19 protein-coding genes are annotated in these 22,250 nt (G+C 61.9%); 13 read left to right on the top strand and 6 right to left on the bottom strand.

Annotated elements, in window-relative coordinates:
• The 3 genes from HFO99_RS31825 to HFO99_RS31815 all read right to left on the bottom strand — a co-directional run bounded on the left by HFO99_RS31825 (position 1) and on the right by HFO99_RS31815 (position 4,006).
• A complete protein-coding gene (locus tag HFO99_RS31825; protein ID WP_261323428.1) occupies positions 1–2,622 on the bottom strand; it encodes an autotransporter outer membrane beta-barrel domain-containing protein in 2,622 nt (873 codons plus the stop codon).
• Between the two features lie 525 nt (positions 2,623–3,147).
• The gene (locus HFO99_RS31820) at positions 3,148–3,498 is read right to left on the bottom strand and encodes an oxidoreductase (protein ID WP_222365624.1); all 351 of its coding nucleotides are present in this window, start codon (positions 3,496–3,498) and stop codon (positions 3,148–3,150) included.
• Between the two features lie 298 nt (positions 3,499–3,796).
• Positions 3,797–4,006 carry a hypothetical protein gene (locus HFO99_RS31815; protein ID WP_222365623.1) on the bottom strand — a complete coding sequence of 70 codons (210 nt, stop codon included), beginning with the start codon at positions 4,004–4,006 and terminating at the stop codon, positions 3,797–3,799.
• 287 nt (positions 4,007–4,293) lie between these two features.
• Between HFO99_RS31815 and HFO99_RS31810 the strand changes: the two genes are divergently transcribed.
• From HFO99_RS31810 to HFO99_RS31790, 5 genes are all read left to right on the top strand, one after another.
• Positions 4,294–4,866: a hypothetical protein gene (locus tag HFO99_RS31810; protein WP_222333187.1), complete on the top strand. Its 573-nt coding sequence runs from the start codon at positions 4,294–4,296 to the stop codon at positions 4,864–4,866.
• A gap of 52 nt (positions 4,867–4,918) precedes the next feature.
• Positions 4,919–5,263, top strand: coding sequence for a hypothetical protein (locus HFO99_RS31805; protein WP_222333188.1), 345 nt, complete (start codon positions 4,919–4,921; stop codon positions 5,261–5,263).
• A gap of 9 nt (positions 5,264–5,272) precedes the next feature.
• A complete protein-coding gene (locus HFO99_RS31800) occupies positions 5,273–5,716 on the top strand; it encodes a hypothetical protein (RefSeq protein ID WP_222365622.1) in 444 nt (147 codons plus the stop codon).
• Positions 5,717–5,951: 235 nt separating this feature from the next.
• Positions 5,952–7,784, top strand: coding sequence for a methyl-accepting chemotaxis protein (locus HFO99_RS31795; RefSeq protein WP_222365621.1), 1,833 nt, complete (start codon positions 5,952–5,954; stop codon positions 7,782–7,784).
• A 200-nt stretch (positions 7,785–7,984) separates the two neighbouring features.
• Complete coding sequence (locus tag HFO99_RS31790; protein ID WP_222333191.1) at positions 7,985–8,674, top strand: HAD family hydrolase; 690 nt, start codon at positions 7,985–7,987, stop codon at positions 8,672–8,674.
• Between the two features lie 323 nt (positions 8,675–8,997).
• On the opposite strand, the gene HFO99_RS31785 is transcribed toward HFO99_RS31790, so the two are convergent.
• Positions 8,998–9,645, bottom strand: a complete 648-nt coding sequence (locus HFO99_RS31785) for a hypothetical protein (RefSeq protein WP_222333193.1) — start codon at positions 9,643–9,645, stop codon at positions 8,998–9,000.
• A 263-nt stretch (positions 9,646–9,908) separates the two neighbouring features.
• Here HFO99_RS31785 and thrC point away from each other — a divergent pair, with 263 nt between their 5' ends.
• The 8 genes from thrC (at position 9,909) to HFO99_RS31745 (ending at position 20,186) form a co-directional block, all read left to right on the top strand.
• Positions 9,909–11,333 (top strand): threonine synthase, encoded by a 1,425-nt coding sequence (gene thrC / locus HFO99_RS31780; RefSeq protein ID WP_222365620.1) that lies wholly within the window; start codon positions 9,909–9,911, stop codon positions 11,331–11,333.
• 3 nt (positions 11,334–11,336) lie between these two features.
• A complete protein-coding gene (locus tag HFO99_RS31775) occupies positions 11,337–12,635 on the top strand; it encodes a M16 family metallopeptidase (RefSeq protein WP_222333195.1) in 1,299 nt (432 codons plus the stop codon).
• Between the two features lie 29 nt (positions 12,636–12,664).
• Positions 12,665–13,279 (top strand): GNAT family N-acetyltransferase, encoded by a 615-nt coding sequence (locus HFO99_RS31770; RefSeq protein WP_017963151.1) that lies wholly within the window; start codon positions 12,665–12,667, stop codon positions 13,277–13,279.
• Positions 13,276–16,188 (top strand): sensor domain-containing phosphodiesterase, encoded by a 2,913-nt coding sequence (locus HFO99_RS31765; RefSeq protein WP_222298912.1) that lies wholly within the window; start codon positions 13,276–13,278, stop codon positions 16,186–16,188. The genes HFO99_RS31770 and HFO99_RS31765 overlap by 4 nt, the downstream gene beginning before the upstream one ends.
• Before the next feature lie 389 nt (positions 16,189–16,577).
• Entirely contained in the window at positions 16,578–17,405 is an 828-nt protein-coding gene (locus tag HFO99_RS31760) for a transporter substrate-binding domain-containing protein (protein WP_222253781.1), read from the top strand.
• Positions 17,406–17,464: 59 nt separating this feature from the next.
• Entirely contained in the window at positions 17,465–18,745 is a 1,281-nt protein-coding gene (locus HFO99_RS31755; protein WP_222365619.1) for an NAD(P)/FAD-dependent oxidoreductase, read from the top strand.
• Positions 18,746–18,762: 17 nt separating this feature from the next.
• On the top strand, positions 18,763–19,734 hold the full coding sequence (locus HFO99_RS31750; protein WP_170258449.1) for an amino acid ABC transporter permease: 972 nt from the start codon (positions 18,763–18,765) through the stop codon (positions 19,732–19,734).
• Positions 19,735–19,790: 56 nt separating this feature from the next.
• Complete coding sequence (locus HFO99_RS31745) at positions 19,791–20,186, top strand: hypothetical protein (RefSeq protein ID WP_222365618.1); 396 nt, start codon at positions 19,791–19,793, stop codon at positions 20,184–20,186.
• 38 nt (positions 20,187–20,224) lie between these two features.
• Here the strand turns inward: HFO99_RS31745 and HFO99_RS31740 are convergent, their stop codons facing one another.
• Both HFO99_RS31740 and HFO99_RS31735 read right to left on the bottom strand, forming a co-directional pair.
• Positions 20,225–21,043 carry a PfkB family carbohydrate kinase gene (locus tag HFO99_RS31740; RefSeq protein ID WP_222365617.1) on the bottom strand — a complete coding sequence of 273 codons (819 nt, stop codon included), beginning with the start codon at positions 21,041–21,043 and terminating at the stop codon, positions 20,225–20,227.
• A gap of 66 nt (positions 21,044–21,109) precedes the next feature.
• Positions 21,110–22,123 (bottom strand): SIS domain-containing protein, encoded by a 1,014-nt coding sequence (locus tag HFO99_RS31735; RefSeq protein WP_222365616.1) that lies wholly within the window; start codon positions 22,121–22,123, stop codon positions 21,110–21,112.
• Positions 22,124–22,250: the final 127 nt, after the last annotated feature.

Raw genomic sequence — 22,250 nt, 5'->3', positions numbered from 1 at the left:
CTACCACTTCACGCTGAATCCGATCTTGGCGCCGTAAGCATTGCTGTCGCCGAAGTCCTTGAGGCTGGTGCTGGCAAAGGCTTCACCGTGGGCTGCATATCGCTCGTCAGACCAACTGAGCGAGCCGCCGAGGCCAAGACCGCCCCAGAGGGCCTGGTTTTCGCTGACGACGCTGGTCCCCGAGACATCGACATTCGAGCCGTCGAAGAAATCGTAATAGAGATTGGCGATGCCGTAGAGCGTCGAGTGGCTGGTCTTTCCGGAGGCATCCTTCCAATCGCTGTCAAAATCGGCCGAAATGCCGAGGCGGCTGGTCAGGCTGTCACCATCATCGAACGATACATCGGCGCCAAAGGCATCGGTGAAGCTGTCGAAGCGCACCGAGGAATAGGCGAGTTGCGCCTGCGGCGTCAGCGACCATTGGCTTGTCAGGGCAATCTTCTGTCCGGCTTCGATGCTGAGGCCATAACCGAAGCCGTCATTGCCGTTCGCAAGCGAAGTTTGAAGTGTCGAGGACTTGAGGTCGCTATCATACCAGGTGACGGCAGCCTGCGCATCGACGTAGAAGCCGCTCTTGCCGTACCAGGTCAAGGTGCCGTCAAAGCCATAACCCGTGGTGTCGATGTCGCCCTTGCCGAAGCGCGAGGAGATGTCGGCCGAAGCGGTGTTCATATGAAAGTTGATCCCGCCGATCAGAGTACCGGCCTCGCTTTCGCGCAGCATTCCGTCGACACCCGCCTGCAGCGTCCAACTGCTGACCTCATAGTCGGTGCCGGTGGTCGAGCTTTCCGGCTCGAAGTGTGAACGGTTACCGCCGATGCGGGTCTGGATTCCCGTGGCGGCGGTGTTGCCGTCCTGGTCTGCGGATCGATCACCGTCGAGCATCCACCCACCGGTGCGCTGGCGCAGCGTGCCGAACTGGTTGAGGCTTTGCAGCACGCCGGCATAGGCCTCGTAGAGCGGCACACCCGGCGCATAGATCGGCCCGATCGCGGCGCCCGCGGCATCGAGTTCGGTCGAACGGAGATACCAGTCGCCATCGGCAGGCGTGCTGACGCCGCCCTGGTAGAGGCGATAGGCATACGCCCCGCCGACCACGGCCTGATCACCTTCGAAGACATAGTCGCCGAGCAGCGAGAAGTTGCCGGCGGATATGCCGCCGACATCGATGATCTTGATGCCCTCGACCGTCTGCGCGCCGCCGCCACCGAGGTTGACGACAGTGACATTGGTCGTACCTGCCGTATTGCCCGTGACCACAAGGCGGTCCGACGGCGAGGCATCGCCGCCGAGGACCGTTTCGATCTCGAGCGTGCCGCCAGTGCCGGTATAGTTGCCCGCAATGGTCAGCGTGCCGATCGAATTGCCGGGTGCTACCACGCCGGCATTGATCACATCGCCGAAGATCGTGCCGGTGCCGCCGAGAATGCCTGTGCCCGATGTCGTGACCGGGCTGGTGATCGAGCCGTTGACGGCAAGCCGGCCGCCGGTCACGGTCGTCGCGCCGGTATAGGTGTTGACGCCCGACAGCGTCTGCCTGCCGCCGGTGACGGTCAGCCCGCCCGTGCCGCCCATAACGCCAGCGAAGGTGTCGTTGGCATTGGCGATCGTCAGGGTTTGGGCTCCGAGTAGGACGCTGCCGCTGCCGGCCAGGCTCTGGATGGTCGGGGCCGCGGCCGCCGAAACGTTAAAAGTGCCGTCGGCGACAACCCGGCTGGAATTGGCGATGGCGCCGGCGCCGGATAGCGCGAGGCCACTGCCGAAGTCGATCTGCGTCTCGCCGGTATAGATGCTGCTTGCCAGAAGGCTGAAGATACCGCCACCGGTGACACTCAGGCCGCCGACGCCTGAAAACCCCGACGCCGCGTCGGTTCCCACAGCAAAGCCGGCAGTATCTATCGTCAGCCCGCCGGCGAGCAGGTTTAGTTCAGTGCCGGAAAATCCGTTGATGAAGGTCGCATTGGCGGCCGTCGCGCGCAGAATGCCGTCGTCGAAATTGGCTTGGCTGGCGCCGGCACCGCCCCGCAATGTTTGAGTTCGGAGCGTGCCGCCGCTGCTAATGTTGAGGGTGCCCGAAGAGCTGGCGAAGTTACCTAGGACAGTGGTGCCCGTGTTGACCAGCCCGCCATTCTCAATGTTGAGTGTGCCGGTACCGAGAAAGCCGATATAAAAGTTGGTGGGGGTGATGTTCCACTGCGATCCTGATCCGGTGACGGTGGCAATTCCGGTGGTAAAGGCGGCACCGCCCACCCGGGAGCTGCCAGAGCTGGTCAGGGTGCTGCCATTTTGGATCGTTAGAACGCCGGGGACGGTACCGCCTTGACCGACTGTTAGCAACCCTACCGAAGCGCTGGCGGGCCCGGTTACGCCGAGGACGACCGGAGTGTTCCCCGGTGCACCCGCCGTACTGATGTTGACGGTTGTACCGACACCGGGAACGATTCCACCCGACCAGTTGCTCCCGTCTGTCCAGTCACTGCTTGTCAAACCGCGCCAGTCAGCGGCTTGGCCCGCCCCTGTGGACATCATCACCAACGCCACGCCCGAGACGCCCGCCCGCAGCCCGCGCAAATTGAAGGTTAGTCTGCGCACCTGGTTGCTGGCTCGCAATGCATCGCCCATCATCGTCCCCGGAATCGTTTACGGAACTATACGGTAGGTGAGGCGCAGAAGGATGACAACCTACCAGTTCAACTAAATGCTCCCAACGCTTGAACAATTCCTTGCCGACTTCAGACAAGTTGTAGGGTCTCGAAAGATCGACTCAGCCCGCAAGATCGGACCTGATCTCGATCCTGGGGCGTCCGTTCAGTTCAAGCAAAGCGCCACGCGACAGTCAAAAGTGCCGCCGGCGATGGGGTTGCGCCAACAATCGCAGCGCGAAGGCGGAGCATGGGCCTCCGGCGGTGCAGCCGCAACGATCTCGATCTCGTTCCAACGGCGCATTTTCCCTGCAGATCACATGCGAAGCGGATGCTGTGTATCGTACATCATTCTTGCAACCGTTTCGCGATAAAATGATCAGCAGAGTGAGATTGCGATGCGGCCCCCTGGTGCCGTCCCTCCCCCGACGACGAAGGAGCAGCCGGACGATCAACCCGAAGGCACGAGGTGCCCTCAGGAGCCAGTCGCTAACGATTTACATCTTTATTGGCAGGCAGTCGCAGAATCCGGCTTGTTTGTCGTCGTGCCGGAGGGGGCCGAATTGCCGGGTTGGCCTGCTTGCTGGCGTCGGCAGTCATCCGGGTCGCCGCCGGAGTTGTTCGCGCCGTTCATTCCTCCTGCGCCTCCTCCATCTGTCGACTTCGCGCCCGAATTGCCAGACGAATTGCCGGAACCCGTGCCGCCGGAACCGGAATCCGAGCCGCTACCGGAGCCGGACGCACCGCTGCTGCTGCCGGAACCGGATCCGGAACCACCGCTGCCGCCGGATTGTGCGATGGCGGCCGTTGTCAGGCCGAGTGAAAGCGCTGTTACTGCGAGCAGTCTCAGAAGCATTGGAATCTCCTTTTTGCTTCACCAGTGATGGTGGGCGAACCGGGATTCCTTCGATTTGTTCCGATGAAAATGCGCGGGATCTTGCCGTCTCATTACGCTCTCAAGCGCGCCGCTCGACCTCCCCGACCCCTCACGCACCTGTCCTCTTTTCATCTTCCTGCCGCACATGCGCCTGCGGCGCCGCGAGAGTGCGCGCCAGCGCCGCGTGATTGCTCTCGGCTTCACCGAGGCTGCTTTCATCCTCCTTGATTTCGCGCAGCTGCGCACCCGTCGCCGGCTCTCGTAGGTTACCCGGCGCTTAGCAGCCCTTCTTCCTCATCTTCTTTTCAATTTTGGCTCTCTTTTCGAGCCCATCCCCGACATGCTTTCCGCCGGTCAGACCATTATCCATCATCGCCTGCAGCTGCGCACAGCTTCGGTGCTTGCCCTTGGCAATGACGTCGGTGGATGTGAAGGCAAATAGCAGCGCTACGGCTGCCGCCGGTCGGACGAAAGCTGAAAGCCTCATTTCCCCTCTCCTCTTGCCCTGCATGCTACGCCCGAGCCGGTGAGCCCGCAATGAGGATGGTGTCGCGCCAGCCAGTAAATGCGGGTATTGCGAACAGCCGGGCGGGCGGGAGCGCGCTCCCATCAGGCTCGATCGTCAACCCTTGCGGCGAGGATCGGACCAAGGTCCCACGCCCATCCGACTGAGGGCCTAAGACAGGAACAGTGGGGTGAGAGCCAAGTTTGTCAGACAGCTATCCATCCATTCCGGATGCGACGGCACGTTAGAAACAAACGGAGGAATACACCATGATGAAGGCAACACATCTGGCCTTGGCGGCCGCCCTTCTGGCCGGCACGGCTGTTTCCGGCTTCGCCCAATCGTCAAGCACCGTCGGCACCGGCGGTTCGTCGGCTGGCGGCGGAACTGCGAGCAGCACGGTCGGTACTGGTGGCAGCTCTGCCGGGGGCACCTGCCCTGCCGGCGCAACCAACTGTAATTCCGGCTCATCCTCGACGCTCGGCACCGGCGGCTCATCGGCCGGCGGCGGCACATCGAGCAGCTCGGTCGGCACCGGCGGCTCTGCAGCGGGTTCCGGCTCCGGCTCTGGGTCTGCTTCGACGCTTGGCACCGGCGGTTCGTCGGCCGGCGGCGGCACCTCCAGCAGCTCGGTCGGCACCGGCGGCTCTGCTGCAGGCTCGGGCGATGCGAACTCGGCCTCGAGCGTCGGAACCGGTGCTTCGTCAGCGGACGGAGACAAGACCGGCAGTACAGTCGGCACCGGCGGCAGCGCTGCGGGAAGCTCTCACGACAATAAGGGCAAGAAGGGCTGTGCACCCGGACAGGTCAAGAAGGACGCCGCCGGCACCAAAGGCTGCTGACGATGTCGGCCGGCGCCTTTATGGCGTCGGCCAATCCCTTGGAGATAGACCAATGACCAACTTTTCCACAATCGCACTGGGCGCTTCACTCGCCCTGATCGCCGGACAGGCAATGTCCGAGGAGATCAAGCTCGATGACGGAACCACATGCACCATCGTCCAGTCCCAGGCGGGGGACATGTCCACCACCGTGACGGCTGGCAACGGACATGTTTCCTCATCGACCACGACCGGCGGCGGATCGAGCGGTTCGTCTTCGTCGTCGGCCTCCGCCGGTTCCTCGGCCGGATCGGGAAGCGTCGACAGCTTTTCGACGGCGAGCATCACCCGGCCTGACGGCACCGTCATTACCAAACGGTCTGACGGAACCTGTTCCGTCACCAAGCCGAAGAAATAGGAGATGGCAATGAAACACATCAACCTTATCGCAGCCGCCTCGATCGCGCTGCTCGCGTCGAGCCCAGCCGTTCTTGCCGAAGAGTGCAATGCGGCCGGAACGGTCGGAACAGGCGGGAGCGCTTCGGCCGGAGGCACGTCCGCCAGCTCGATCGGAACCGCAGGTACCTGTCGAACCGATAGTGGCACGACATCTTCGATCGGATCGGGCGGAAGTGCCGCCACCACCGACGGCAACGCGCAAAGCAAGACTCATATCAATGACAATGGCGATAAGCTCAAGGCGCAGACCAAGGCTCAGGCGGTGGACAAGGGAACGTTCAGCAAGTCCCGCACCAAGACCAGCACCGACGGCAGCACGCTGGATAGCACGACGCGCACGATGTCGCATGTCCCCGGCGAAAAGCCGGTGAAGAACACAACCAATCGGAAGATCATCCTGCCGGAAGAATAGTCGGATGGGGCTCGCGCATCGCAAACATGGACGAGCCCCACCCCTATCGCATCGTCGGCGCCGTGAGGTGCGGCACCGAGGCATCCGCTCGACGCACAAAGAGCTCAACCATTTGTCGAGAATGAAATATCAACCACAACCTGTTGTTTTTGCGCCGCTAAGCGACGTGGTAATGAGAAAATAATTAAGCATGTTCGGCTACTCTCACGTTCTAAATTAACGAGAGAGCCCTGTCATGGCGTCGATCCAGCATAAGATCATCATTGCGAGCATCGCAATTTTCGGATTGGCGGGCGGAGCCACGGGGGTCGGCATCTGGTCCGCCTCGACTCTTTCCGACAACAACGCCGACGTTGCCCGATCGGCACAAATTCTGCGCAACCACATGCAGGCCGACATGATGCACGACGCCATGCGCGCGGACGTGCTCGCGTCAATGCTGGCGTCCAATCCGGCAGCAGGCATCGCCGCTGACGCGGTGAAGGCGGATCTGGCAGAGCACGACGCGTCGTTCCGCGAGATGATCGACGCCAACAAGGCGCTTGCCACGGACGACAAGACCAAAACGATCCTTGCCAGCGTCGAACGTCCCCTGCTTGCCTATGTTGCAAGCGCCACTGACATCGTCGATCTCGCCGGCAAGGATCCCACCGCGGCATTGAAGGCGTTGCCGGATTTCATGGCGCAGTTCTCGACGTTGGAAACGGCCTTGGAACAGGCCGGGGACCAGATCACGGCGGCGTCGGACGATATTTCCAAGCACAGCTCCGAGATAAAAGCTTCGGTCGATATTGTTCTGAAAGCACTTCTGGCCTTGGCCGCGCTCTTCGCCTTTGGCCTCTATTTCCTGACCCGCAAGACCGTCACCAAGCCTATCCTTTCGCTCTCCAACGATATGCAAAGGCTCGCCGGCGGTGACACAGCCATTGCCTGCACCGGGATCGGCCGCACCGATGAAATCGGGACGATGGCATCGGCCGTCGAAGTCTTCCGCCAGGCGGCGATTGCCAACAAGCAATTCGAGCAGGACGCCGAGGCAGCCCGATTGCAGGGCGAAGCCGAGCGGATCACGGCCCGAAAGCAGGCTGACGAAGATGCCGCCGTTCGGCTGCGGGCAGCGACATCAGGCCTCGCTGCAGGCCTGAAGAGGCTTGCATCCGGCGATCTCGCCTTCCAGATCGACGAGCCCTTCGCTCCCGACTTTGAAAACCTCCGGCATGATTTCAACATGTCGATCCGGCAGCTCGATCAGACGCTCGGCGCGATTGCGACCGCCATTGCCGCGATCGACGAAGGCACGAGGGAAATCGCGTCCGGGGCCGGCGATCTGTCCAAACGAACCGAACAGCAGGCAGCCTCGCTCGAAGAAACCGCGGCAGCGCTCGACCAGATCACCGCCAATGTCTCGAACTCGAGCAAGCGCACGGACGAGGCACGCACTGAAGCGACCGATGCAAACCGCAACGCCGCCAAGTCTTCCGAGGTCGTGTCGCACGCGGAAGAGGCCATGCGCCGCATCGAGGCCTCGTCCCAGCAGATCTCCAGCATTATCGGCGTGATCGACGAGATCGCCTTCCAGACCAATCTGCTGGCGCTGAACGCCGGCGTCGAAGCTGCACGCGCCGGAGACGCCGGCAAGGGCTTTGCGGTGGTGGCCCAGGAAGTTCGCGAGCTCGCCCAGCGATCGGCTCAGGCGGCAAAGGAAATCAAAGGCCACATCCAGAAATCCTCGGTGGAAGTGGAAAGCGGCGTCAAACTGGTTCTCGACACCAGCCAGGTTCTGAAGGCAATCAGTGAACAGATTGCCCGCATTAATCAGCACATGGATGCAATCGCCGTATCGGCCAGGGAGCAGTCGACCGGCCTTGCCGAAGTCAACACAGCCGTCAACTCCATGGACCAGGTGACCCAGCAGAACGCGGCGATGGTGGAGCAATCCACCGCGGCATCCGGCCAGCTTGCCCAGGAAGCTGCCACGCTGCGCGAACTCGTTTCCCGGTTCAAGCTTCGGGCGACGGCGCCGACGCAATCTGTAGCTGGACGTCGGGGTGGGCAGCTGGCGGCCTGACGGCTGCTATCTGCTCGCCATTGTTCGTTCCCAAGTCAATCCGACACGACCGATCCGGCAACCGCCACGGAGCCGGGCGGCTGCCGCATCGCAGCCATGCTTGAGATCAGGTTGAGCTTTGGCCGGGCATCGTGTAAAGCCGCAGCATTCCCGGACAAGACCCAGACTTCCAGCCCAGACTTCCAGCAAGGCGTGAACATATGGACGGCTTCGACCTCATCATCTTCGACTGCGACGGCGTTCTCGTCGATTCGGAAATCATCGCGGCGGAAGTCGAATCCGGACTTCTGACCGAGGCCGGGTATCCGATCGGTGCCGAGGAAATGGGCGAGCGCTTCGCCGGCATGACATGGCGCAATATCCTGCTGCAGATCGAGCGCGAGGCAAGCATCCCGTTTTCGGCCTCCCTGCTTGACAAGTCGGAGCATCTGCTCGACCTCAGATTGGCGCAGGACGTGCAAGCCATTCCGGGCGTCGAATTCGCCGTCTCCAGGCTGGCAATGAAGCGCTGCATCTGCTCGAATTCCAGCACCAAGCGGCTCGACATGATGCTCACCAAGGTGGGCCTCAAGCCGCTATTTGCGCCGAACATCTTTTCCGCCAAGGATCTTGGCCCCGACCGCGTCAAGCCGAAGCCCGACATCTTCCTGCATGGCGCAAGCCAGATGGGTGTTTCGCCCAACAGGGTCGTCGTGGTCGAGGATTCCGTCCACGGCGTGCATGCGGCGCGCGCCGCCGGCATGCGCGTCATCGGCTTTACCGGCGCGTCGCACAGCTATCCCGCCCATGCCGACAAATTGACCGATGCCGGCGCCGAAACGGCAATCTCGCGCATGAACGACCTGCCCGGCGTCGTTGCCGCACTGGCGGCATGGGACAACGTTCTCTGAGGCGCCGGACTGCTGAGTTCGATACCAGGGGCTATGCAACGTTCACGACGCTCCGAGTCTATCGAGCCCATGGATCCTCCCGATTCAAACGCTGAATGCTCTGCCAGGTGAGCACGCCTTCTCCTCCCTCATCGCTGTGTCCTCAGGGCTTTGCCCGAGGGATGTCACAGGTATCCAGTGCGCCTAAGTCTTTGGGCGCAAGAGAACGCCTTCATCGATGAGAGTCATTCACGGCGCCGACGCGCCCTAGCTGGATTCCTGTGACGAGCACAGGAATGAGGCAGGTCGTGCATCCGTATCTCGGAAGCAGCCGCCGGAATAACTTAGCTGCTCTTCTTGGTCTTTGCCGGCTGGGTGTCGAAGCCGATATTGACGCGCACCAGGGCGCCGGAGCCGACCGGCATCGTGATGCCGTCCTTGCGGAAGACCACCTGCGTGCCCGGCGCACCCGGTGGGATCTCGGTCGGGAACTTGGTGACCTCGGAATAGAGCACGGTCTCGCCGTCGAGGACGGAGATGCGGATCGGCAGCGTCACGGGGCCCGGCGTGCCGGCCGGGCCGGTGATGAGGCGCAACTGGGCAACGACCGTCATCGTCAGGTTCGTGTCGTTCAGTGTGCACTGGCGGGTGTAATCGCCGAAGGAGGCCTGGAAGACGATCTGCTGCGGATCGTCCTTCTTGCCCTTGGCATAGGTGCGGAAGATCGCATCCTGGTCACGCATGAAGATCTGTGGGCAGGCGCCCTGGACGACGGGAGCGACCGTGCCCTGCGCCGTCGTAGCGGTGCCGATCGAGGGATTGTTCGAAGACGGGTTGGCGGGCGCCAGCGGCATGATCTGGGCGGTGCCGTTCGACTGCGTCGCCGGCGCCGACGACTTGCTGTCGCCGCCTATACCGAGCGAGTTGCAACCAGTGAGCAAGGCAAGAAAAGATGCGGAGACGATGAGACGCGAGACCTTGCCGAGCACCATATTCCATCCCTTGTGCAAGCGTTTCTTGGAGGCCCCATGTCTTTTTCGCGGGGCCTTTCATGACGGTTTGCGATGGTCTATATCAGCGGCGTAAACAAAAATCGATTGGGTAAGCGCCGTTTTGATGCACTTTTCGCCGCCGGATGCGGGCAACGTCAACAGCATATCCGCGATACCATGCCTGCAGGGCGGCCTCTTTTCGATTTCCAGCGGACCGGGCCACGGCGGCGCCCGGCCGGATTTCCTTCAGCGATAGATCAAGGATGACGAACGTGGACTATATCTCGACCCGCGGCGAGGCCCCTTCCCTCGGCTTTTGCGACGCCCTGCTGACGGGGCTGGCGCGCGATGGCGGGCTCTACGTTCCGCGCAAATGGCCGAGCTTTTCGAAGAAGGAGATCCGTGCGCTGCGCGGCAAGAGCTATCAGGAAATCGCCTTCACCATCCTGTCGCCCTTCACCAATGGCGAGATCCCCGACGACACGTTCCGGGCGATGATCGACGAGGCCTACGGCACCTTCCGCCATCCGGCGATCGCGCCGCTCGTCCAGACTGGGCCGAACAGCTTCGTCATGGAGCTGTTCCACGGTACGACGCTCGCCTTCAAGGACGTGGCGATGCAGCTGCTCGCCCGGCTGATGGACTTTGCGCTGGAAAAACGCGGCGAGCGGGCAACGATCGTCGGCGCCACCTCGGGCGATACTGGGGGAGCGGCGATCGACGCCTTTGCGGGGCGCGAGCGCACCGACATCTTCATCCTCTTCCCGCACGGCAAGGTCTCGCCGGTGCAGCAGCGGCAGATGACGACCTCGTCGTCACCAAACGTGCATGCGCTTGCCGTCGAGGGCAATTTCGACGATTGCCAGAACCTGGTGAAAGCAATGTTCAACGACGTGGCCTTCCGCGACAAGGTCCGACTTTCCGGCGTCAACTCGATCAACTGGGCGCGCATCATGGCCCAGATCGTCTATTATTTCACGGCGGCGGTGGCGCTCGGCGGCCCCGACCGGAAGATCTCGTTCACGGTGCCCACAGGCAATTTCGGCGATATATTCGCCGGCTACTGCGCCAAGCGCATGGGCCTGCCGATCGACCGGCTGGTGATCGCCACCAACGAAAACGACATCCTGACGCGGATGCTGAAAACGGGGCGCTACGACATGAAGGCGGTCAAGGCGACGAGTTCGCCGTCGATGGACATCCAGATCTCCTCGAACTTCGAACGGCTGCTGTTCGAAGCCTATGACCGCGACGCCTCGAAGGTGCGCGCGGCAATGGAAAGCCTCAAGCAATCCAACGGCTTCGAGATCGGTGCGCAAGCGCTTAAGGCGATCCGCCGCGACTTCCGCGCCGGGCGCGCCAGCGAGAGCCAAGTGGCCGAGACGATCCGCCAGACCCACGCCGAGACCGGCTATCTGCTGGATCCGCACTCGGCGATCGGCGTCTTCGTCGCCGCCAAGAAAGAAAAGCCGAATACGCCGATGGTGACGCTTTCGACCGCGCATCCGGCGAAATTCCCCGCCGCCGTAAAATCCGCCTGCGGTATTGACCCGGCGCTTCCGACGTGGCTTGCTGATCTGATGCACAGGGAGGAGCGTTTCCAGATCATCAAACCGGAGCTGAAAGCCGTTGAGACTTTTATCGGCCAGCATGCCCGCGGCGAGACGACAGCAGGCGCAGAAAGATAGCCAATGACAGTTGAGTGCACCCGGCTGAAATCCGGGCTGACAGTAGTCACAGAGACCATGCCGCATCTTGAAAGCGTTGCGCTCGGAGTCTGGATCAAATCGGGATCGCGTAACGAGACGGACGACGAGCACGGCATCGCTCATCTGCTCGAACACATGGCCTTCAAGGGCACGGCGCGGCGCACGGCCCGCCAGATTGCCGAGGAGATCGAGGATGTCGGCGGCGAAGTCAATGCCGCAACCTCGACCGAGACGACCTCCTATTATGCCCGTGTGCTCAAGGACTACGTGCCGCTCGCCGTCGATATCCTCGCCGACATCCTGACGGAATCAGCCTTCGAGGAAGAGGAGTTGGAGCGTGAGAAGCAGGTGATCCTGCAGGAAATCAACGCTGCCAACGATACGCCCGACGACGTGGTGTTCGACCGGTTCTCCGAGGTCGCCTATCGCGACCAGACGCTCGGCCGGGCGATCCTCGGCACGCCGGAGACCGTCGTCTCCTTCACGCCGCAGCAGATCCGTGGCTATCTCGGCCGCAACTACACGACCGACCGCATGTTCGTGGTCGCCACCGGCGCCGTCGAACATGAAGAATTCCTGCGCATGGTCGAGGATCGCTTCGCCAGCTTGCCGACGACCCCTTCCGCCCCGCCGGTCATGGAACCGGCGCGTTATATCGGCGGCAGCGTGCGCGAACCGCGCGACCTGATGGACGCGCAGATCCTGCTCGGCTTCGAAGGCAAGCCCTATCACGCCCGCGATTTCTACTGCTCGCAAATCCTCGCCAATATCCTTGGCGGCGGCATGTCCTCCAGGCTCTTCCAGGAGGTGCGCGAGTTCCGCGGCCTCTGTTATTCGGTCTATGCCTTCCACTGGGGCTTTTCCGACACCGGCATCTTCGGCATTCATGCTGCGACCGGCGGCGAAAACCTGCCGGAGCTGGTGCCCGTCATCGTCGATGAGCTGCACAAATCGGCCGATGCGATCCACCAGAAGGAAATCGAGCGCGCCCGCGCCCAGATCCGCGCCCAGCTGTTGATGGGTGCGGAAAGCCCGGCTGCCCGCGCCGGCCAGATCGCCAGGCAGATGATGCTTTACGGCCGGCCGATCTCCAATCCGGAGATGATGGAGCGGCTGGAAGGCATCACCATCGAGCGGCTGACCGACCTCGCCGGCCGGCTGTTCTATGATACGGTGCCGACGCTTTCGGCGATCGGTCCACTGGAACAGCTCGCGCCGATGGAAGACATCACTGCCTCGCTTTCGGTCCCGGCGTCGAAGACGCTGCAGGCAAGCCGCTGAGCCGACGTCGGTCCTGCCGGGAGTGATCGATGCCAAAATCGGTTTTTCGGTTCCTGCAGCGGCAGCCGGAAGCGGTGCAGCTGGAGAACGACAGATATCTCCTGCGCCTGCCGCGCTATCAGGATTTCAACCAGTGGCACCGATTGCGCGCCGACAGCCGCAAATTCCTGGAACCCTGGGAGCCGACTTGGCGGCGCGACGAGCTGACGGAGGGCGCATATCGTGCTCGCGTCGTCCGCGGCAAGCAGGAATATGCCTCGGGCCAGGCGGTGCCGCTGTTCATTTTCCTGAAAGACGACATGACGCTCGTCGGCGGCGTCACCATCGGCTACATCAGACGGGGTGCGGCACAAAGCTGCATGATCGGCTACTGGATGGGCGAACGTCATGCCGGCCAGGGGCACATGTTCGCCGCTCTTCAAATGGTTATTCCTTACATCTTCACCGGGCTTGAGTTGCACCGTATCGAAGCAGCCTGTATTCCAGATAACGCGCGCAGCATCCGTCTGCTTGAAAAAGCCGGGTTTCAACAGGAAGGCTATCTGCGCGGATATTTGAAGATCAACGGTCAGTGGCACGACCACGTGATGTTTTCACGTCTCGCCACCGATACGGATAAAGGCAGGAAAACCGACAGCCGATGACAAGAGACCGCATGCTGCCCAAGTCACCGTCCGGACGAATGATCGCGGTGATCGCAGCCCTTTTCCTGGCGGCCTTCGCCTTCGCGGCGGGCGTTGCCCAGGCGGCCGAACCGGTAAAAATTTCCCGTGACGATACCGCGCTCGACCTGACGGCGACGACCGAGATCTACGCCAACCAGGGCGAGGCCTTCCAGGTTTCGACGGCGGCCGGCGCCGACGGCATCCGTCGCCGCATCGAGGTCCGGGCAAGCTCGGAGAACCATCAGGGCGACTGGGCAGTGTTTGCGCTTGCCAACGTTTCGGAAGAACAGCTCGAGCGTGTCATCGTCGCGCCGCATTTCCGTCTGGTCAATTCCAAGCTCTTCTGGCCGGATCTCGGCTCGCAGCGCATCAGCGCGATTACGCCGAGCGAAGGTTTTGCGCTCGATCGGCAGCCGAGCGACGAAGCCGACGTCTTCCGCATCACGCTGAACCCCGGCGCCGTCATCACCTTCGTCGCCGAACTGTCGACGCCGGAGCTGCCGCAGATCTATCTCTGGGAACCGAACGCCTATAAGGACACGATCAACGCCTTCACGCTCTATCGCGGCATCGTGCTCGGCATTGCCGGCCTGCTCGCCGTGTTCCTGACCATCCTGTTCGTCGTCAAGGGCACCTCGATGCTGCCGGCGACGGCAGCACTGGCCTGGGCGGTGCTCGGTTATATCTGCGTCGATTTCGGTTTTCTCGGCAAGCTGATCAGCGTCGCCTCGGCCGACCAGCGAATATGGCGCGCCTGCGCCGAGGTGGCGCTGGCCTCGAGTTTCGTCATCTTCCTCTTCACCTATCTCAACCTCAACCGCTGGCACGCGCATCTCGGCTACGCCACGCTTGCCTGGGTGCTCGGCCTTGCTTTGCTCTTCGGCGTGGCGATCTACGACCCGTCGATCGCCGCCGGCATCGCCCGGCTTTCCTTCGCGCTGACGGCCGCGACCGGGCTGCTCTTGATCATCTATCTTGGCTTCAACCGCTACGACCGCGCCATTCTGCTGGTGCCGGCCTGGGCGCTGACGCTCGTCTGGCTGTTCGGGGCGTGGCTGACGGTTACCGGCCGGCTAGACAACGACATCATCCAGCCGGCACTCGGCGGCGGCCTGGTGCTGATCGTGCTGTTGATCGGCTTCACCGTCATGCAGCACGCTTTTGCCGGCGGCGCCTTCCAGCAGGGGCTGTTTTCCGATCTCGAGCGGCAATCGCTGGCGCTGACCGGCTCCGGCGACATGGTGTGGGATTGGGACGTCGCGCGCGACCGCGTCGTCACCATTCCCGACGTCTCGATCAAGCTCGGCCTGTCGCCGGGCACCATGCATGGCGCGGCGCGCAACTGGCTGCCGCGGCTGCATCCCGACGACCGCGACCGCTTCCGCGCCACGCTCGATGTGCTGCTCGAACACCGGCGCGGGCGGCTGAACCATGAGTTCCGTATCCGCGCCGAAGACGGGCATTTCCACTGGCTGCTGATCCGCGCCCGGCCGGTGCTCGGCTCGAACGGCGAGATCATCCGCTGCGTCGGCACGATCGTTGATGTGACCGAACAGAAGAATTCCGTCGAACGGCTGCTGCACGATGCGCTGCACGACAATCTGACCGGCCTGCCGAACCGGCAGGTCTTCCTCGACCGGCTGCAGTCGGTGCTGGCGCTGGCGCCTGGCGGCGACACGCTCAGGCCGACGGTGATGGTGATCGACATCGACCGTTACAAGCTGGTCAATGATTCGCTGGGCGTTGCCGCCGGCGACAACATCCTCATCGCGCTGACGCGGCGGCTGCGCCGGCTGTTGAAACCGCAGGACACGCTGGCGCGGCTTGCCGGCGACCAGTTCGGCCTCATCCTGGTTTCCGAGCACAATCCGGCCAAGGTCGCCGATTTTGCCGATGCGATCAGCAAGGCGATCATGGTGCCGATCAACTTTTCCAATCGCGAGATCATCCTGACGGCCTCGGTCGGACTCGCCTCCTGGGTCGACCGGCAGGAGAGCGCCACCGGCCTGCTCAGCGATGCGGAGCTTGCGATGTACCGGGCAAAACGGGCCGGCGGCAACCGCGTCGAGCCGTTCCAGCCGGCCTTCCGCGACTTCGGCACCGACCGGCTGCAGCTGGAAACGGATCTGCGCCGCGCCATCGAGCGCAAGGAATTGTCGATGGTCTACCAGCCGATCGCACGGCTGGAGGATGTCGAGGTCGCCGGTTTCGAGGCATTGATGCGCTGGGAACATCCCAAGCGCGGCAATATCCCGCCATCCGAATTCATTCCGATCGCCGAGGCCTCCGATCTTATCGGGCCCCTCGGCATGTTCGCACTGGAACAGGCGACCAACGATCTGATGAGCTGGCAGCACCAGACCGGCGAATTGCCGATCTTCGTCTCGATCAACCTGTCGAGCGTGCAGTTGCTCAATAACGAGCTCTATGACGATGTGCGTTCGGTTCTCGCCAAGACGCATTGCCAGCCCTCGCGCCTCAAGCTCGAACTGACGGAATCCATGGTGATGGAAAATCCGGAACAGGCCCGCCTCGTGCTGCAGAAGCTGAAGGAGGCTGGCATCGGCCTGGCGCTCGACGATTTCGGCACCGGATATTCGTCGCTCGCCTATCTCACGCGCTTCCCCTTCGACACGATCAAGCTCGACAAGACTTTGGTGCGCGACAGCAGCGACAAGAAGGCGATCGTGCTCAGATCGGTGATATCGATGGCACGCGAACTTGAGATGAAGGTGGTGGCGGAAGGGATCGAATCCAACGAGGATGCGATCGAGCTTGCCAAGATGGGCTGCAACTACGGCCAGAGCTACCTTTTCGGCCCACCGATCCCTTCGGAATCGGTGCTGCGGCTGCTGCGCGACCGCTTTCCGCTGACGAAACGGGCCTGAGCCGAGCGGCTGGTCGATTTCCTCGGTAGCGACAAAAGGCCGGCTTCGGCCCGAGGCGGACATCTGTTTGCTGTTGAAGGATGCGGCTGCCTTGCGCCCTCATCTCGGTCGTTGAAGTTTTCTGGGCTTTTACCGAAAGCAGACCATCGTCGATCCTCCAACGCGATGTTCCGTCGCAATTTCTAAGCACGGCGTTTCTTCCCTCCTGTCTGCCAGTCCCTGGCGATCGCCGAGGTAACGCTTCTCGTGAAATGAACGGTGGACAGGCGCGTGCAATACTGCTTGGCGTATCAATGGGGCGGAGTGGCTATTGACAGCGCCATAACATTCCTTTCATCTATGTTGTAAGACATCTTACATACTTCATGTGATGGAAAGGGAGGATTTCGATGAGGAGACTTTTGACATGGCTGGCACTTGGTGCGGCCGCAATGACGCTTTCGACGCAGGCTCAAGCTGGGGCGACGCTCGATCGGGTGATGGAAAAGAAGGCAATGGTCGTCGCCACCAACAGTGGCTGGCCGCCCCAGAGCTATCTTGACGACAGCAACCAAATGGTCGGCTTCGATATCGATGTTTCCCGCGAGATCGCCAAGCGTCTTGGCGTCGAGATCAGCTTCGAAACGCCGGATTGGGCGACGCTTACCGGCGGTCGCTGGCAGGGCCGCTACGATCTCGGCGTCGGCTCGGTGACACCGACCAAACCGCGTGCGCAAGTGATTGATTTCGTCGGCGTCTATTACTATAGCCCCTATGTCTACGTCGTGCACAAGGACAATAACGCCAAGACCGTCACCGACCTCAACGGCAAGGTGATTGGCGTCGAGACCGCGACGACCTCGGAGGATTTCATCAATCGCCGCCTGGAGATAGACGCGCCCGGCGTTCCACCGATCGAGTACAAGCTCGAGCCTGGTGAAGTGCGCACGTTCGCCGATTCCATGCTGCCTTTCGACGACCTTCGCCTCGGTGACGGCGTTCGCCTGTCCGCCGTTATCGCGCCGGAACAGACGGCCAGGAACGCGATCAAGAACGGCTATCCGGTCCGCGTTCTCGAAGGCGAATATGCCTTCCGCGAGCCGCTCGTCGTGATCGCCGAAAAGGTCGACCCGGACTGGACCGCGAAGGTCGGCGACATCATCGCCGAGATGAAGAAGGATGGCACGCTCGCCAAGCTGACCACCAAGTGGTACGGCAAGGACTATAGCGCAGATTGATTTGCGGCGTCGCACGGGCGGCTTTGCCCGCCCGTGCCTTCCATTTCGAAGAGCATGCAATGTCCTACCCCGATACGTATTACAAGAGAACCATTGCCGAAGATCGGTCGCGGTCTTCCCTCTCTGGGCCGGAGGATTGCGACGCGGTCGTGATCGGCGCAGGGCTGGCTGGTCTGACAACTGCGCTGCAACTCGTCCGCGCCGGCAAGAAAGCGGTCGTGCTGGAAGCCGAGATCGTGGGCTTCGGCGCGTCCGGCCGCAACGGTGGTTTCGTAGCCCCCGGCTTCGCCACCGGCAGCGATGACATCGCCCGGACGGCGGGCAAGGATGCCGCCAAAAAGCTCTTCCATCTCTCGACGGAGGGTGTCGAATTCATCCGCGACACCATCCGCGATCTCAATATCGAGAGTGCAGCGCCGCAGCCCGGCATCACCAGTGTGTTGCGCCATGATGATGCCGCGTCGCTCAAGACCTACCGCGAGCAGTTGCTCAAAGACTACGACTACGAACTTGACTATCTCGACACCGAGCAGGTGCGGGCGGTGCTGAAGTCGCAACGATATTTTCAGGCGCTCCGCAATCCCAAAGCCTTTCACATGCATCCGCTGAATTATCTCCGCGCCATCGCCGCCGAAATCGAACGGCTCGGCGGCAAGATCTTCGAGGGTTCGGCAGCGATCTCGACCAGCCTTTCAGGCGCGGAGAAACGCGTGCGCACCGCCAATGGCGAAGTCCGAGCCCGGCACATGGTCTTCACGACAGGCGGCTACACCGGCAGCCTGGAGCCGCGGCTCCAGCGCGCTTTCCTGCCGATCGCGACCTATGTGATGGTCAGCGAGGAGGCGCCTGATCTGATCGCCAACGCGATCGCGACCCGCGATGCGATCGGCGACAACCGCCGCGCCGGCGATTACTACCGCCTTGTGGACGATGGAAAACGCATCCTCTGGGGCGGCCGGATCACCACACGCGCTGCCTCCACGGCCGGCGTCGTTGCTGAACTCCGCCGCGAGATGACCGGCACCTATCCGCAGCTCTCGGGCCTCAAGACAGAACTCGCCTGGTCGGGCCTGATGTCCTATGCCCGCCACCTGATGCCACAGATTGGCGAGGTCGAGCCCGGCGTCTGGCACTGCACGGCCTTCGGCGGCCACGGGCTCAACACCACCGCGATCGGCGGCAAACTCGTGGCCGAGGCCATCCTCGGCCAGAGCGATCGTTACAAGCTGTTTGCGCCATTCGGCCTGGTCTGGGCAGGAGGCGTCGCCGGCCTTGCCGCGGCGCAGCTCACCTACTGGAAACTTCAAGCACAGGACTGGTGGCGCGAACGCACTGCCTGAACGAAGGGACGCAGCGCATGCTGGCTCGACTCATTCTCACCTATCCTGATGCCATGCGGCGCCTCGGCGTGGCGCTGATTATCCTGGTGATTACGCTCGGCCTGTTCCAGCTTGGCGTCAGTTCGCATTGGCTCGGGTATATGCTGCCGTCGAGCGCGCCATGGGTGACCGATAATCCGCTCGTCAGCCGCCTTGTGTCCTCGTTGCTGATCGCCTTGATTCTCGCAGCCAATTGGACGCTGCTGCGGCTCCTACCGCGCCGCTGGCAGATCATCGGCGTGTGGGTCGAACTCTTCGTCCTGCTAATGCTCTTCTTCTATTCGTTCAATCTTTCCTTCGCCTTCATCGCCAAGAAAATCGGCTTCCTCATCACCCAGGGCGTCACAACGACGCTGTTCATTTCGGCGATCTCGATCGCGGTCGCCACGGTAATCGCGCTGGCCGGCGCTATTGCCAAGCTCTCGCGCAACGGCGTGATCTATGGGCTTGCGACCTTTTACACTTCGCTCTTTCGCGGCCTGCCGCTGCTCATGCAGATCTACATCATTTATCTCGGCCTGCCGCAGGTCGGCTATGTCATCGGCGCGATACCGGCGGGCATCCTTGCCCTGTCGCTCTGCTATGGCGCCTATATGACCGAGATTTTCCGCGCCGGCATCGAAAGCATCGACAGGGGCCAGTCGGAAGCGGCGACCGCGCTCGGTCTCAAGCCCGGCCAGACCATGGCCCTGGTGATTCTGCCACAAGCCATGCGCATCATCATCCCGCCGACCGGCAACCAGTTTATTGCCATGCTGAAGGATTCCTCGCTCGTGTCGGTCGTTGGCGTATGGGAGATCATGTATCTCGCCCGCACCCAAGGACAGACCGAATTCCGCCATATTGAAATGCTGATCACCGCTTCCATGATCTATTGGCTGCTTTCCATCGGGCTGGAATATACCCAATCCCGCATCGAAGAGCGGTTCGGCCGTTTCAATGTCCGCTGAGACCTCCTTCATCAGGACACTCCAATAGGCGTGCCGCCGGTATCGCCGTTCTTGCCTTGCCGGTGGCGCTGCGACCCGGCACCGCCGAATTCAATATCGGCCACGTCGCCGCCTTCGTCTCGACGGTCGTCTTCGCACATTCGCTGCTATTGTTGCGACGCGCCAAGGCTGCGGAAAGCGATAAAGCACTGATTGCGACCCTGCTGGTGGTCATGACCCCCTTGAGCCTCGTGACAGCGCTCAGCAGCACCGGCCTCTCGGCCATGGATTTCAACCATACGGGCATTGTTGTTATCGCCGGCTTTTTGGGTCTTGCCGGCCACGTGCTACTGGTGCGGGCCTTCCGTGCCGGCGAGGCATCGGTCGTGGCGCCGTTTCAGTACAGGCAGATCATCTGGGGCTGCCTCCTTTTGCGGCACCGGTCGATCCCTACACGATCGCTGGCGCGCTGATCATCATTCTGTTCGGCTGGCTGGTACTCCAATAGGTATCACAGCGCCGTCGGCTTCTGTGGAAAGCCGCCGACATGGCTGCAGGTGAGCGCTGCCCGGTCTCGTCCCGCCTCGACCGCGTCCTGCAACGATCCACCGCCAACATGCACGGACAGAAATCCCGCGCTGAAGCTATCGCCGGCGCCGGTGGTGTCTACGACCTCGACCTGCATGATGCCCGTCTCTGCCCGCTCTTCAAGCGTCGCCGCCACCGACCCCTTCGCGCCCCGTGTAACCACTGCGACCCGAACACCGGCGGAAAGAAAGCGGTCGATCATCGCTTCGACCGCCGTGTCGTCGTCCTCGCCCGCCGAGCCAAAGGCGATCGTCAGGCCCTCAATGCCGAGATTGGCCGGGTCGGCGTTGACGGAGACATCCTGCGAGACACTGACACCGGCTGCAGCGAGCGTGTGTCTCAGCGCACCGCCATCATCCAGCCAACCGATATGGACGTGGTCCATGGTCTTCAGCGCGGCGATATCTTCTTCCGATGGCCGGTAGCCAGCGCAGACGCCGAAATCCTCAAACAGAAACACGCGCTCGCCCGACGGCAGGACCTCGATGTCCGTATGGGCAGTCTTGCCTAGCCGTTCCTGCATATGCGCCACAGCAACGCCATTCTCGATCAGGGCAGTTCGCGTCCGCCGGCCATCGAGATCAGGGCCGACGGCTCCGAGATAGAACGCCTCATGGCCAAGCTTGGCGAGATGTACTGCGACATTTACCGCATTGCCGCCAACAAGTGCCTCGCCGATCGACGGCGACAGGAACTTGTCGATGCAATTGTCGCCAACCGCTGCAATGCGAAGTCTCTTCATACAGGTCATCCCCGACAATGCCGCGCCTGCCTCTAGGAGCATTCGCGGCGCGCTGTCAAACTCGCATCAATAGTTGACCCGCTTATAATAGCGTCGCGTGGTCAGCGGATGATTTCGCATGACTTCGAGATGCGCGCTGATGCGTTCGAGCACCGTGGCGAGCAACGCTGGCGAGACCAGCCCGCGGACCTCGGGTGAAATGCCGGGCAGCGCAAATTCGGCCGTATCGAGCACGGTCAACCGGTCGGTATATTCAGGTGCGAAATTCTCCACCCGGTCGGCCAGTGGACGCAAGGCATCTTCGCCCTTGAACAGGATGACGGAAACGCCCTCCTCGACCAGTTCCAGCGTGCCGTGGAAGAAATCGGATGCATGCACCGGCCGAGTACGGATCCACTGCATCTCCTCGAGAATGCACATGCCGTAATAGAAGGCTTGCGGCCAGACATTCCCGGCACCGGTGATGATGTGATATTCGGCTCCGGCAAGCACCCTCGCAAAAGCCTCGGCCTTCGGCTCATAAGCGCGCTTCACTTCGAGCAGTAGCGCCGGCAACCTGTCGAATTCACCCGCGATCTGATTGTAGTTCTCGATCTCCCCGCGATGGCGCATGATCGAAAGCGCGATGAACAGCGATTGCAGATAGAAGGATTCGCAGGACGTATCGTCCTCGGCGAAGTTCACGAAGACATGATCGCCACCTTTGCCGATCGGCGTTTCCTCATGGCCGACCAGAGTGATCACCATAGCGCCGGCTTCCTTCGCCTTGGCGAGGAGTGCCACGCTTTCCCTCGTCGTGCCCGACAGCGAGGGTATGACGACGATCGATTTGCCATTCAGGTTTGCCGATCCGGTCAGGACCAGCTCGGCCGGCATGTCGAAAAAGACCGGAAACCGCGACTGGCGTAGCAGCAATTGGGCTGCCGGCTGCATCAGGATCGCAGCGCCGCCCGTTCCGAGGAAATGGATGTTTTCGGCACCGGCGGCCAGGCAATCGGCGATCACCCGGTCCAACCGTTCGCGCAGGGCCACCGCGCCGGACTGGATGCGGAGAAACCTCTGTTCGTCAAAATTCAGCATGCAAGCCTCCGTTCGCGATAGTGTCAGCGACTAACACCGACAATGTTGTAAGACAACTGACATCTTGATTTGGATGTGTCAATAACTCGACTGTGAATTTGCACTGGCTTTAGCAATACCCTTGGTT

It is taken from the genome of Rhizobium leguminosarum, from assembly GCF_019798305.1.
Classification (GTDB): domain Bacteria; phylum Pseudomonadota; class Alphaproteobacteria; order Rhizobiales; family Rhizobiaceae; genus Rhizobium; species Rhizobium leguminosarum_U.
Note: the sequence above shows the minus strand (reverse complement) of the source record. Positions and strands in the feature narration are given on the sequence as shown.

Coding starts and splice junctions, on each gene's coding strand:
- HFO99_RS31795 (WP_222365621.1), top strand. CDS start 5,952: ATGGCGTCGATCCAGCATAAGATCATCATTGCGAGCATCGCAATTTTC.
- HFO99_RS31805 (WP_222333188.1), top strand. CDS start 4,919: ATGACCAACTTTTCCACAATCGCACTGGGCGCTTCACTCGCCCTGATC.
- HFO99_RS31755 (WP_222365619.1), top strand. CDS start 17,465: ATGTCCTACCCCGATACGTATTACAAGAGAACCATTGCCGAAGATCGG.
- HFO99_RS31760 (WP_222253781.1), top strand. CDS start 16,578: ATGAGGAGACTTTTGACATGGCTGGCACTTGGTGCGGCCGCAATGACG.
- HFO99_RS31815 (WP_222365623.1), bottom strand. CDS start 4,006: ATGAGGCTTTCAGCTTTCGTCCGACCGGCGGCAGCCGTAGCGCTGCTA.
- HFO99_RS31790 (WP_222333191.1), top strand. CDS start 7,985: ATGGACGGCTTCGACCTCATCATCTTCGACTGCGACGGCGTTCTCGTC.
- HFO99_RS31770 (WP_017963151.1), top strand. CDS start 12,665: ATGCCAAAATCGGTTTTTCGGTTCCTGCAGCGGCAGCCGGAAGCGGTG.
- HFO99_RS31775 (WP_222333195.1), top strand. CDS start 11,337: ATGACAGTTGAGTGCACCCGGCTGAAATCCGGGCTGACAGTAGTCACA.
- HFO99_RS31820 (WP_222365624.1), bottom strand. CDS start 3,498: ATGCTTCTGAGACTGCTCGCAGTAACAGCGCTTTCACTCGGCCTGACA.
- HFO99_RS31810 (WP_222333187.1), top strand. CDS start 4,294: ATGATGAAGGCAACACATCTGGCCTTGGCGGCCGCCCTTCTGGCCGGC.
- HFO99_RS31825 (WP_261323428.1), bottom strand. CDS start 2,622: ATGGGCGATGCATTGCGAGCCAGCAACCAGGTGCGCAGACTAACCTTC.
- HFO99_RS31785 (WP_222333193.1), bottom strand. CDS start 9,645: ATGGTGCTCGGCAAGGTCTCGCGTCTCATCGTCTCCGCATCTTTTCTT.
- HFO99_RS31765 (WP_222298912.1), top strand. CDS start 13,276: ATGACAAGAGACCGCATGCTGCCCAAGTCACCGTCCGGACGAATGATC.
- thrC (WP_222365620.1), top strand. CDS start 9,909: ATGACGAACGTGGACTATATCTCGACCCGCGGCGAGGCCCCTTCCCTC.
- HFO99_RS31750 (WP_170258449.1), top strand. CDS start 18,763: ATGCTGGCTCGACTCATTCTCACCTATCCTGATGCCATGCGGCGCCTC.
- HFO99_RS31735 (WP_222365616.1), bottom strand. CDS start 22,123: ATGCTGAATTTTGACGAACAGAGGTTTCTCCGCATCCAGTCCGGCGCG.
- HFO99_RS31800 (WP_222365622.1), top strand. CDS start 5,273: ATGAAACACATCAACCTTATCGCAGCCGCCTCGATCGCGCTGCTCGCG.
- HFO99_RS31740 (WP_222365617.1), bottom strand. CDS start 21,043: ATGAAGAGACTTCGCATTGCAGCGGTTGGCGACAATTGCATCGACAAG.